This is a genomic window from Clostridium ragsdalei P11 (genome assembly GCF_001675165.1).
Lineage (GTDB): Bacteria > Bacillota > Clostridia > Clostridiales > Clostridiaceae > Clostridium_B > Clostridium_B ragsdalei.
Genome location: NZ_LROS01000004.1, coordinates 62,867 through 75,056, shown reverse-complemented (window position 1 = coordinate 75,056; position 12,190 = coordinate 62,867). Strand labels below are relative to the sequence as shown.

The following is a 12,190-nucleotide window of genomic DNA, read 5'->3' as shown; positions in this document are numbered from 1 at the left end:
TTTATGGATAGAACGATAATAAAAAATGTAAATATAATTACTATGAATAAAGAAAAAGAAGTAATAGAAAATGGAGTAGTAGTTGTAAATGGAAGTATAATTGAGGATATAGGAAAAAGTGAACTTTTAAAAAAGTATGATGGAGAGAAAGTAATAGATGGAAATAACGGAATATTAATGCCTGGTATGGTAAATACCCATACTCATGCATCTATGCTGCCATTTAGAAGCCTTGGAGATGATTTAGCTGACAGGCTTAAGAAGTATATATTTCCACTTGAAAGCAAGTTTGTTGATAGAAAATTTGTTTATGAAGGAGCAAGAGCTGGAATAGCAGAAATGCTTTTAGGAGGAGTTACAACATTTGCTGATATGTATTACTTTGAAGATGAAGTTGCAAGGGCTGCAAAGAAAATGGGAATCCGTGCAGTACTGGGCGAAACAGTACTTAATTTTCCATCACCAGATTCTAAAGAATCCTATGGAGGAATTGAATATGGCGAAGAGTTCATTAAAAACTGGAGGAAAGAAGAATTAATAACTCCAGCAATAGCACCTCATGCTCCCTATAGTAATGATACTGAGCATTTAGTAAAAGCACATAATATTTCTCAAAAATACGATATTCCAATGATGATGCATGTGGCAGAAATGGATTATGAAACTGAAAAGTATGAAAAAGAATACAACATGACACCTGTACAATATTTAAATAGTATAGGAATTTTAGATGAAAATTTTGTAGCAGCACATTTAATAAATATAACGGGTGAAGATCTGGAGATTGCTTGTAAAACTAAAATTGGAATAGCTCACAATATGGGTGCAAATTCAAAAGGAGCAAAGGGAGTTTCACCAGCAGTTAAAATGTATAAAAGAGGTATGAAAATAGGACTAGGAACTGACGGACCAATGAGTGGCAATACTCTTGATATAATAACTCAAATGTCTCTTGTTGGCAAAATTCATAAATTAGTTAATAGAGATAGAACTCTTTTCCCAGCTTCTGAAATAATCGAAATGGCAACTATTGGTGGTGCAAGAGCATTAAATATGGATAAGACTATAGGATCTATTGAGAAGGGAAAAAATGCGGACTTAGTTATAATAGAAACCAAGTCCATTAATATGCAGCCTATATATGATTATTATTCAGCGGTAGTTTATTCCGCCAATCCAGCAAATGTGGATACAGTAATTATAAATGGTAAAGTCCTTGTAAAGAATAGAAAACTTATAGGTATAGATATTGATGATATTATAGATAAGGTAAATAGCATTAAAAATAGTATAATTAAATTTTTCTAAAGAAAAGTGAAATATATGAAGAAATCCAATTCTCTATAAATCTTAAGGGCAATGCCCTTAAAGTAGGAAAACATAAGGTAGATGTTGTTCAATATAACAACAATAAGACAACAGACAGTGTTATAACACATAAAATAGCCTATTACGAAGTTAAATCTAAATAATAAATGTTGTTATTTATAGTGTAAATGTTAATTACAAATGGCATTTACACTTGTTCTATTTATATATAGAAAAACCTATAAATAGTATGTTAATTTGTGACATTGATAATTCAGTAAGTATGTAATAATATTTTAGTAATACACTGTTAACCGGAGGTATCGTATGAAAAAATTTATTTTACCTATTATTCTTATAGCTTTATTAGTAGGCATATCTCCAGCTTTTAATGACTCTAATATGCATAGTCATATTAAGGCAGATAAAGGAATTCTAAATTTAAATAATTATGATTTTGAGCGAAGAGGAAATGTAAAGATTGAAGGACAATTGGAGCTGTATGTGAATAAACTTCTTAAACCAGAACAAGTGAAACATGAAAAAGCTGATAAGTATTTGACTTTACCAGATAAACTGACAACACAGCTAAATGGAAAAAATACTGGATATATGACAGTACATTTGAAAATATTTCTTCCAGAAGGGGTTGTCTATGGGCTTAGAATAGGAAGCTTTTTGTCAGCTTCAAAGATTTGGGTGAATGGTATTTTACAAGGACAAGTGGGACAAGTAGGTAAAAGTTATGAAAAAGAAAAATCTATATACTTGCCAAGTTATACATATTTTACAGCACAAAATGGAGTTGCCGATATAGTAATTCAAGCATCCAATTACAGAATCCTTTATCCAGTATTAAAACCTTTTGATCTTGGACTTAAGGATAGAATTATGAATAAATTTATAGTAAATGCAGGCGGTGATTTAATTATAATAGGAGTCCTATTTATTGTAGAATTGCTATTTTTATGCTTGTATACGCGTTTGAAAAATAATAAGTTTTGCCTATATTTTTCTATATTATGCTTGCTTACGCAGCTAAGGTGTTTGGTTTTAAATGAAAGAATAATTGTGCATATTTTTCCCAATATGCCTTTTGAATTGCTTAGCAAAACAGCGGCAATTACATACTATTTATACATACCAATTTATGTCTTACTTTTAGGAAAATTATTCTCAGATTTTCCTAAAAAGTTAGTTAATATATCATTGTGCTTTTCAATACCTTTTACTATTATATGTCTTATAACTAATAATACTTTTTATGATAGATTATCCTTTTTAGGTGAAGCTATTTTGATATTTATTGTGATTGGTATATTGTTATTTTTTATAAAAAAAGTAAGAAAAAAAGAAGGAATAATATCATTTGTAGCATTCATTGCTTTAATTGCTACAGCAGCAAATGATATACTCATAAACAATGGAATGATATATGGCAGGTATGGTTTTCAGGTAGGTATGCTTATTTTTGCTTTTTTAGAAACCTATGTAATTGTAATGCAATATTCTGATGAGATAATTAATGCAGAAAAACTAAAGATAGAAAATCGTATTATATATGAAAAGTCTATTAGAGATGACCTTACGGGCTTATATAAAAGAAATTATATTGAAGAAATATTAGATAAAGTTATGATAAGGTATATAAATGAAGGTGAAATATTTAGTATAATGATGTTTGATGTGGATTATTTTAAATTGATTAATGACAATTATGGGCATCTACAGGGAGACAAGGTTTTAACTGATATAAGTAAAGTAATAATGGAATGTATAGGGGACACGGATTATGCAGGAAGATATGGTGGGGAGGAATTTATTGTTATTTTACCCAATACAAAGCAGGAAAGGTTAGTAGAAATAGGAGAAAGAATTAGAAATAAAGTCAATACTTTTCCATGGGAAGATGGAATAAAAGTTACTATAAGTGGCGGACTGTATGAAAATAAGTCAAATACAAATATGGAATGTATAAAAATTGTTGATGATTTATTATATGAAGCTAAGAATAGTGGAAGGAATAAAATTGTAGTATAGCTAAATATGTTGCACTAATTAATTAGTATGTCAACCTTTTTAACACGTATACATGTTTTTAAACAGTTGGCAATTAATTGCCAACTGTTCATTGTCAATTCTTAACTTTTAAGCAGATTTATCTACAAAAGTTTTTTATATTAGATAAATTTAGTATCAGTTTTAGCTAATAGATTTGTAATTTCCTTGTCTGGTGGAGACTCTGTAATAATTGTATTTATATCATAAAGGGTAGCAAATTTATAAGTACCATCAATATAAAATTTACTATTTTCCATAACCAAAAATATTTCTTTACTCCCATTTATTATGGCTTTTTTTGTGTTTCCATCTTCTACATCAAAAGTAGTGACACTTTTGTCAAATATGTTTACTCCACAGCTTCCTATAAAACATTTGTTGGGCTTGTAGTTAATGATACTTTCAATAGCCATTGAACCTGTAAATCCATCTAAATCTTTGCTAAGAACTCCTCCAGTACAAATAACGTTAATATTATTATCTTGTTTATTTAGTATTGAGATTATATCAAGCATATTGGTTACTACTGTGAGCTTTTTTGGGCTCTTTGAAAGCTTTTCAGCCAACATCATATTTGTAGTTGATATATCTAGAAAAATCGTTTCATTTTCGAAAATAGAATTAAAAGCTTTTTCAGCTATAACTTCTTTTGATTCTACACTAATATTTTTCCTTATAGAAATGTCCTGCTTGGGAGCTGAATGTCTAACAGATACGGCACCTCCATAAGTTCGCTGCAGCAAATTTTTATTTTCTAATATTTTCAAGTCCTTTCTAATGCAGTCCTCTGTTACATTAAATTTGGAACTTAAATTTTTGACAACCACTTTTCCTTCTTTATGTAAAATATTTATTATTTTATCATGTCTTTCTTCTGGAAACAAAAGTTACCTCCCCTTTATGTTACATAATTGAATCTTATTGATTCATACTAATATTATTATATCAAAATTTCATTTATAATGTGGAAATACATTGAAGAATTCAAAAAAGATTATGATTGAAACAAATGTAAAATGGCATAGATAAGATAATTAATGTTTTTACTGAGGAGGATATAATAATGAATGACATAATAAATAAAGACCTTGTTGTATTAGATTTAGAAGCTTCTTCTAAAGAAGAAGTTATTAGAAAGCTTTCAAAGCTTATAGAAAAACAGGACAAATTAATAGATTTTGATGGCTATGTCAAGCAGGTATTTAAAAGAGAAGAGGATTTTCCTACATCTATAGGATTTGATGTAGCTATTCCCCATGGTAAATCTGACTCTGTAAAAAGTGCTGCAGTAGCTTTTGCTAGACTAAAAAAGGAAGTTAAGTGGAGTGAAGAAGAATCGGTAAAGTATGTATTTTTAATTGCTGTACCAGAAAAAGAAGCCGGAGATAGGCATTTGCAGATTCTTGCTCAGCTCTCCAGAAAGATTATGAGAGAGGAGTTTAGAACTAAGCTGCGAGAAGCTTCTAACATAGAAGAGATATTAGAAGCATTGGATAGTTAAGAATTAGTAATGAAAAATTAATAGTGAAAGATGATTTTTAGCTGTCGCAAAAAATCTTTTAATTTATATAAGTCAGTGCTTAGTAATGTTTTGCTTTAGCAAAACGAGCTTTCAAAAATTTAATTAAAGATTTTTTGTAGTGTAACGGAAAAAAATCCACATTAACTATTAATTCTTCATTCTTAACTATTAATTTAAATTTTATATGTATGAAAGTTGATATATTAAACAATAAGAGTGGAGGTAAGTAAAATGGATGATTTAAAGGATTTATTAAAAAATACGAGACAGCATCTAATGACAGGTGTTTCATACATGATTCCTTTTGTTGTATCAGGAGGAGTTTTATTAGCACTTTCAGTTTTATTATACGGTTCAGCAGCAGTTCCACCTAAAGGAACAAGGTTGAATGATTTGTTTAATATAGGAGCAGCTGGACTTGGATTAATGGTTCCTATACTAGCAGGATTTATAGCATTTTCAATGGTAGATAGGCCAGGTATAGCACCAGGAGCTATTGGTGGGTATCTCTCAAATCAAATTGGAGCGGGATTCTTAGGAGGAATTATAGCAGGTTTGCTTGCAGGTATAGTAGTTTTTTATTTAAAGAAAATAAAAGTTCCTTCAATTATGCGTTCTGTAATGCCAATATTTGTTATTCCACTAATAGGTACATTTATCATAGGTACACTTATGGTTTGGGTTATAGGAACTCCTGTTGCAGGAGCTATGACAGGAATGAAGGCTTGGCTAGAAGGGTTAGGTACTGGAAATTTGGTACTTTTAGGAATAGTTTTAGGTTCAATGATAGCTTTTGATATGGGAGGTCCAGTAAACAAAGTTGCATATGGATTTGGAGCGGCAATGGTAGGAACGATAAATCCTACAACTGGAATGGCAAGTCCTATAGCACTAAAAATAATGGCAGCCATAGGTGTTGCAATATGTACTCCTCCAATTGGGATGGGTGTAGCTACTTTCTTAGCACCTAAAAAGTACTCAACTGAAGAAAAAGAAGCAGGAAAAGCTGGTATATTGATGGGGTTAATAGGAATAACAGAAGGAGCTATACCTTTTGCTGCATCAGATCCATTGAAGGTTATTCCTTCTTTAATAGTGGGTTCTGCCAGTGGGGCAGTTACTGCAATGTTATTAGGGTCTGGAAATCCTGCACCTTGGGGTGGATGGATAGTATTGCCAGTAGCTACAGGTAAATTTGGTTATATTATAGCTACTTTGGTAGGTGTTGCTGTAACAGCATTGATGGTAAATATTTTAAAGAAACCAGTCACAGAAAAACGTAATGATGACCATGGTGGAGATGGTGAAGAGCTAAATTTGGATTTCGAATAAGGCATTTGAAAGAAAATAACAAGTCAAAGATGCGACGAATATTTTTTATCAGACAAGGAGGCAGGTTCCGCAGATAGTGAATCCTATCTAAGGGTTCTACCGACGCAGTATGATAAAAAATAGGCTAGCATACTGACTAGTTATTTCTTTGAAAATGCCTAATATAGGTTAAAACAAGATAATAGGAGATGAATTAAAATGAAGATATTAGCAGTTACGGCTTGTCCATCAGGAGTTGCACATACTTATATGGCTGCAGAGGCATTGGAAAAAGCAGCAAAAGCCAAGGGAATTGAAATAAAGGTCGAAACTCAAGGTTCAATAGGTATAGAAAATAAAATTACTATGGATGATGTAAAAGATGCAGATGTAGTTATATTAACTAAAGATATTGGTATAAAGGAAACGGAAAGATTTAACGGATTGCCAACCGTCAAAGTTGGAGTTAGCGATGTAGTTAAAAAATCAGATCAAATAATTGACAAAGTTGAAGCGTATGTTAATAGCAAAAAACAATAATAAATAAGCTGTTGGTTATTCCAACAGCTTATTTGATATAATTAAATATTTGAAAGAAGTGGGAAGCATAATGGTGAAGTTTGCTGTAATAGGAACAAGTAAAATCACTGATAGGTTCATAGAAGCAGCTAAGTTATGCAAGAATTTTGAACTCACTGCAGTGTATTCAAGGACAAAGGAAAGAGCTTTAGAATATGCAAGTAGATACGAAGCTGCATTGGCGTATGATGATTTAGATGAACTTGCGGAAAGTAGAGAAGTAGATGCTGTTTATATAGCTAGTCCAAATAGTTTTCATGCTTTTCAGTCAATTAAAATGCTAAGGGGCAAAAAACATGTATTATGTGAAAAAACTATAGCATCTAATAAAAAGGAATTAGAGCAGATGATAAAAGCATCTAAAGAAAATGGAGTAATTCTTTTAGAAGCAATGCGTTCTATATTTGATCCAGGATTTAGGGCCATAGAGAACAATCTTATTAAGCTTGGAACTATTAGAAGGATTACATTTCAATATTGTCAATATTCTTCCAGATATGATAATTTCAAAAAAGGAATTGTTGAAAATGCATTTAATCCTGTTTTTTCTAATGGGGCACTAATGGATATTGGGGTATATTGTATTCATCCATTAGTTAAGCTTTTTGGAATGCCTAAAAGTATATGGGCAAGTTCTGTAATTTTAAAAAACGGAGTGGATGGTGCTGGAACTATTATGGTGAACTATGAAAATATGCAGGGGGAACTTTTATACTCCAAGATTACAAACTCTAAATTACCAAGTCAAATTCAAGGTGAGAAGGGATGTATGATCATAAAAGAAATACCAGATACAAGGCAAGTTACTATTATATATAATAATGGGAAAAAAGAGTATATAAATATCAATAAGTATGATAACAATATGTATTACGAAGTAGAAGAGTTAATTAGACTTATTCAAATAAAGGAAAATGCAGATGAGTATAATAAGTGTTCTCTTATGGAACTTAGTATAATGGATGAAGCGAGAAGAAAAATGGGAATTAAATTTCCGGCAGATGTTTAGAAAGAATATAAAACAATAATAAACAATAAATAATAATACAAATATTGTTGTAAAAATCTAAAAATCACTGTATAATATAAGTGTAAATAATAGATAACAATAAAAGTATTCTATAGGTAATAAAGAAGGTGAGTTGTATGGAAGAGTTAATTCAAACGGACAGAATAGCCTGGCTAAAGAAAAAAATGATGGATGAGCCAAAATACGTATCTATTGAACAAGCACTTATTATCACCAAAACATATAAAGAAAATGAAGATAAACCCATTATTATTAAAAGGGCACTTGCTCTAAAAAATGTATTGACACACTTGAATATTGCGGTAGAGCCAGAAGAGATGATTGTTGGAAATCGTACAATGGGTGTAAGACATGGTGTTGTATTTCCTGAAAGCGGAAGTTCTTGGGTTGATCGTGAAATAGAAACCCTTCCAACAAGGCCTCAAGATAGATTTAATGTAAGAAAAGAAGATATTACTACTTTTAGAGAAGTTATTAAGCCATATTTTAACGGAAAATCCTTGGAAGATGTAATTAGAAAACGGTATGGAAAAGAGATAGATGAAATTGCAAAGGTAGTTAAAATCAATCAAAAAGATCATGCACAAGGTCATATTTGTCCAGATTGTGAAAGCTGGTTAAAATACGGACCTGAGGGATTAAAAAATCAAGCTGTTTTGAGATTAGAAGGTGCTTCTAAAGAGCAGCAGCATTTTTATAACAGTGTTATTTTGGTAATGGAAGGTACTCAAAGGTTTATGATGCGATATCATGATCTTTTAATAGAAAAATCAAAGGAAGAATCAAATGAAGAAAATAAGGCCAATATGCTTCAAGTTGCATTAAATTGTAAAAGTTTGAGTATGAATTCTCCAAATTCTTTTCATGAAGCTGTACAGTCTATTTGGTTTTTATTTGTTATTCTTCACATGGAATCAAATGCATCTTCTTTTTCACCAGGCAGAATGGATAAATTCTTATATCCCTTTTATAAGAAAGATATTGACAGTGGAAAAATTGATAATCAAAAAGCTTTGGAAATTATAGAATGTCTTTGGCTTAAATTCAATCAAATTGTCTATTTGAGAAATTCACACAGTGCAAAGTTTTTTGCAGGTTTTCCAATTGGGTTCAATGTTGTAATTGGCGGCCAAGATGAAAAAGGCAATGATTTTTTTAATGAACTATCTTTTCTGTTTTTAAAAGCACAAGAGCATTTAGGATTACCACAGCCTAACTTATCAGTAAGGCTTCATAAAAAAACTAACGAGTGGCTTTTAAAGGAAGCAGTAAAAGTAGTGTCAAAGGGAAGTGGAATGCCGCAATTTTTTAATGATGAGGCTATTATTTCTTCCATGATGAAGTTAGGTGTAAAAGAAAAAGATGCAAGGGATTACGCTGTTGTAGGATGCGTGGAAATCACTACCCAGGGCAATAATCTTGGGTGGAGTGATGCTGCTATGTTCAATTTAGACAAAGTATTGGAGCTAACCTTAAACAATGGAAGGTCTCTATTAAGTGGAGATAAAATTGGCCCTGATTTAGGGAATTTAACTGATTATGAAACTTTTGAAGAATTAGAAGAAGCTTTTGCAAATAGTATCACTTATTTTATGGATAAAATGATACTAGCCTGTGAAGAAGTAGAAAAAGCACATATAGATATATTGCCATCCCCATTTTTATCTTCTGTAATTGACAATTGCATTGAAAAGGGAATGGATGTTACAAAAGGAGGAGCTGTTTATAACTTTTCAGGAATTCAGATGATACAAATAGCTAACCTGGCAGACAGTTTAGCTGCTATTAAACTTTTAGTATATGAAGAAAAGAGAATATCAAAAGAAGATTTACTAAAAGCACTGCAAAATAATTTTGAAGGATATGAAGTAATACGTACTATGCTGCTTAAGCGTGCACCAAAGTATGGCAATGACATTGACTATGTTGATGAACTTGGTGCGAAGTGGGCAAGATTTTTCAGTAAAAAGTTAAGCTGCTATACAAATTATCGCGGGGGCAGGTATCATACAGGAATGTATACAGTCTCTGCTCATGTACCTATGGGAGAAAATGTTGGAGCTTCACCAGATGGAAGATATGCAAAAACACCTCTGGCAGATGGGGGTATGTCTCCCGTATATGGAAGAGATATTGCCGGTCCAACAGCAGTACTAAAGTCAGTTTCTTCATTAGACAATTACTTAACTACTAATGGTGGACTCTTAAATATGAAGTTTTTACCTGAATTCTTTAAGACCGAAAGTAATATAGATAAGTTTGCTAAATTTTTAAGAACTTTTGTGGATTTAGAAATACCACATATACAATTCAACGTAGTGAGAAAAGAAGATTTGATTGCAGCACAAAAGAATCCTGAAAATTATAGAAGTTTAACTGTTAGAGTTGCAGGATATACTGCTTATTTTACAGAACTGGCAGGAGAACTTCAAAATGAAATTATTGCTAGAACAAGTTATGGTAATATATAAGTGCAGGTGATTAAGTGATTGGTAAAGTATTTGATGTTAGGAGATTTTCAACACATGATGGAGAGGGAATTAGAACCACAATCTTTTTAAAGGGATGCCCACTTCGCTGTGTGTGGTGCCAGAATCCAGAGAGTTTTTCCTTAGAGCCTAAGCTCATGTACTTAGAAAATCAGTGTATACACTGTGGAAGCTGTACTAAAGTGTGCAAAAATAAATCCATTACTTTAAAGAATAACAAGCTTTATATTGACAAAAGTGCCACAGATGAGTGGAAAGATCCTATAGATGCATGCCCAGCAGGATGCTTGACTATGGATTGTAAGTTATATACTGTGGAGGAATTAGTGAAGTTTGTGTTAAAAGATAAAGCATTTTTTAAATATGGTGGAGGAGTTACCTTATCAGGAGGAGAACCACTTTTTCAGAAAGACTTTGCAATATCCCTACTAAAGATGTTAAAAGAAAATGGAATTCATACAGCAATAGAAACTTCACTTTACGCAGCTAAAGATACGATTAAGGATGCTCTTTTTTATTTGGATTCTATTTATGCAGATTTAAAAGTATTTAATAGGGAAAAACATAAAGAGTTAACTGGAGTTTACAATGATGAAATAAAAGAAAATATAAAATTTATATTGGAATCGAATAAAAGAAATAAGGTAATTATTAGAACGCCGCTTATTCCCAAAATGACGGCAACTAAAGAAAATATCTATGTTATAGCTAAATTTATCACTGGTATTTATCCAGATGTAAAGTATGAATTATTGAATTATAATCCTCTTGCCAAGGCAAAGTATAATTTAGTGGAAGAAGAATATTGTTTTTACGATAATCCTAAAATGTATAATGAAGATGAAATGAACGAGTTTAGAGAAGTGGCAAGAAATGCAGGAGTAAAAAGCCTCATTATTGAAGCTTAAAATAAATTGCAATATGCAGTGGAAGAAAGGAAATGAGATTTATGAAACTTATTGTAGATTTTGCAAATTTAGATCGAATTAAGGAAATGTATGATTATTATCCAATAGATGGAGTAACTACTAATCCATCTATTCTAGCTAAAGAAGGAAAAAATCCCTATGAGGTATTAAAGGCAATTAGAAAATTTATTGGAAAAGATGCAGAACTTCACGTACAAGTTGTTTCCAAAGATGCTGAATCAATGGTTAGAGAGGCACATAAAATTCAACAAGAATTGGGGCCTAGTACTTATGTAAAGGTTCCAGTATCAAGAGAAGGATTAAAGGCAATAAAGGCTCTTGCAGCAGAAGGTGCTAATATTACAGCAACTGCTGTCTATACACAGATGCAGGCTTATTTGGCAGGAAAAGCTGGTGCTAGCTATGCAGCTCCATATGTAAATAGAATTGACAATATAGGTGCAGATGGTATAAAAGTTGCAAAAGATATTCATGATATATTTAAAAAGAATGATTTAAAGACAGAAGTTCTTGCAGCAAGTTTTAAAAATTCACAACAAGTTTTAGAATTAGCTAAATATGGTGTTGGAGCCGCAACAGTTGCTCCAGATGTAATTGAAGGATTAATTAAATTAGATGCAGTTGATTGTGCAATAAAGGCATTTACAAAAGATTTTGAAAAGCTGTGTGGTGAAGGAAAAACTATGCTAGATTGTTAATTTAAGATTGAGCCTGTATCAAAATTATTTTGATACAGGCTCAATGTATTTGTCCGATGGCTACCAGCCGTAATACCCCCATCGCACTCTGTGAAAGCGACTATCACCAAATCAAAGATTTGGGATATCTGCTTTTCTTATAAAGTGGGGGATAACGGCTGGTACGCCCCTGGATAACGATTTCCCCTAAAGGATAACGCCTTCTAAGTGCTAAAGCACTAAGAATCCTGTTAATAAGTTTCAGATGGAGAAAAAAACTCCAC

General features: G+C 31.8%; 10 protein-coding genes. 9 read left to right on the top strand and 1 reads right to left on the bottom strand.

Annotated elements, in window-relative coordinates:
* Positions 1-3 precede the first annotated feature (3 nt).
* The gene (locus CLRAG_RS02050) at positions 4-1,308 is read left to right on the top strand and encodes an amidohydrolase (RefSeq protein WP_065076850.1); all 1,305 of its coding nucleotides are present in this window, start codon (positions 4-6) and stop codon (positions 1,306-1,308) included.
* 327 nt (positions 1,309-1,635) lie between these two features.
* Positions 1,636-3,348, top strand: coding sequence for a sensor domain-containing diguanylate cyclase (locus tag CLRAG_RS02045; protein WP_065076849.1), 1,713 nt, complete (start codon positions 1,636-1,638; stop codon positions 3,346-3,348).
* Positions 3,349-3,488: 140 nt separating this feature from the next.
* Here CLRAG_RS02045 and CLRAG_RS02040 read toward each other — a convergent pair whose 3' ends face one another.
* The gene (locus CLRAG_RS02040; protein WP_065076848.1) at positions 3,489-4,253 is read right to left on the bottom strand and encodes a DeoR/GlpR family DNA-binding transcription regulator; all 765 of its coding nucleotides are present in this window, start codon (positions 4,251-4,253) and stop codon (positions 3,489-3,491) included.
* Positions 4,254-4,432: 179 nt separating this feature from the next.
* Between CLRAG_RS02040 and CLRAG_RS02035 the strand changes: the two genes are divergently transcribed.
* The 7 genes from CLRAG_RS02035 (at position 4,433) to CLRAG_RS02005 (ending at position 11,927) form a co-directional block, all read left to right on the top strand.
* A complete protein-coding gene (locus CLRAG_RS02035) occupies positions 4,433-4,870 on the top strand; it encodes a PTS sugar transporter subunit IIA (RefSeq protein WP_065076847.1) in 438 nt (145 codons plus the stop codon).
* A gap of 252 nt (positions 4,871-5,122) precedes the next feature.
* The gene (locus tag CLRAG_RS02030; RefSeq protein ID WP_065076846.1) at positions 5,123-6,223 is read left to right on the top strand and encodes a PTS fructose transporter subunit EIIC; all 1,101 of its coding nucleotides are present in this window, start codon (positions 5,123-5,125) and stop codon (positions 6,221-6,223) included.
* Between the two features lie 198 nt (positions 6,224-6,421).
* Positions 6,422-6,742, top strand: coding sequence for a PTS fructose-like transporter subunit IIB (locus CLRAG_RS02025; RefSeq protein WP_065076845.1), 321 nt, complete (start codon positions 6,422-6,424; stop codon positions 6,740-6,742).
* Between the two features lie 70 nt (positions 6,743-6,812).
* Positions 6,813-7,790: a Gfo/Idh/MocA family protein gene (locus CLRAG_RS02020; RefSeq protein WP_065076844.1), complete on the top strand. Its 978-nt coding sequence runs from the start codon at positions 6,813-6,815 to the stop codon at positions 7,788-7,790.
* 137 nt (positions 7,791-7,927) lie between these two features.
* Positions 7,928-10,282: a glycyl radical protein gene (locus tag CLRAG_RS02015; protein WP_065076843.1), complete on the top strand. Its 2,355-nt coding sequence runs from the start codon at positions 7,928-7,930 to the stop codon at positions 10,280-10,282.
* 14 nt (positions 10,283-10,296) lie between these two features.
* Positions 10,297-11,208: a glycyl-radical enzyme activating protein gene (locus CLRAG_RS02010; protein WP_065076842.1), complete on the top strand. Its 912-nt coding sequence runs from the start codon at positions 10,297-10,299 to the stop codon at positions 11,206-11,208.
* Positions 11,209-11,249: 41 nt separating this feature from the next.
* The gene (locus tag CLRAG_RS02005; RefSeq protein ID WP_065076883.1) at positions 11,250-11,927 is read left to right on the top strand and encodes a fructose-6-phosphate aldolase; all 678 of its coding nucleotides are present in this window, start codon (positions 11,250-11,252) and stop codon (positions 11,925-11,927) included.
* Positions 11,928-12,190 lie beyond the last annotated feature (263 nt).

Coding starts and splice junctions, on each gene's coding strand:
- CLRAG_RS02035 (WP_065076847.1), top strand. CDS start 4,433: ATGAATGACATAATAAATAAAGACCTTGTTGTATTAGATTTAGAAGCT.
- CLRAG_RS02025 (WP_065076845.1), top strand. CDS start 6,422: ATGAAGATATTAGCAGTTACGGCTTGTCCATCAGGAGTTGCACATACT.
- CLRAG_RS02005 (WP_065076883.1), top strand. CDS start 11,250: ATGAAACTTATTGTAGATTTTGCAAATTTAGATCGAATTAAGGAAATG.
- CLRAG_RS02050 (WP_065076850.1), top strand. CDS start 4: ATGGATAGAACGATAATAAAAAATGTAAATATAATTACTATGAATAAA.
- CLRAG_RS02020 (WP_065076844.1), top strand. CDS start 6,813: ATGGTGAAGTTTGCTGTAATAGGAACAAGTAAAATCACTGATAGGTTC.
- CLRAG_RS02030 (WP_065076846.1), top strand. CDS start 5,123: ATGGATGATTTAAAGGATTTATTAAAAAATACGAGACAGCATCTAATG.
- CLRAG_RS02015 (WP_065076843.1), top strand. CDS start 7,928: ATGGAAGAGTTAATTCAAACGGACAGAATAGCCTGGCTAAAGAAAAAA.
- CLRAG_RS02045 (WP_065076849.1), top strand. CDS start 1,636: ATGAAAAAATTTATTTTACCTATTATTCTTATAGCTTTATTAGTAGGC.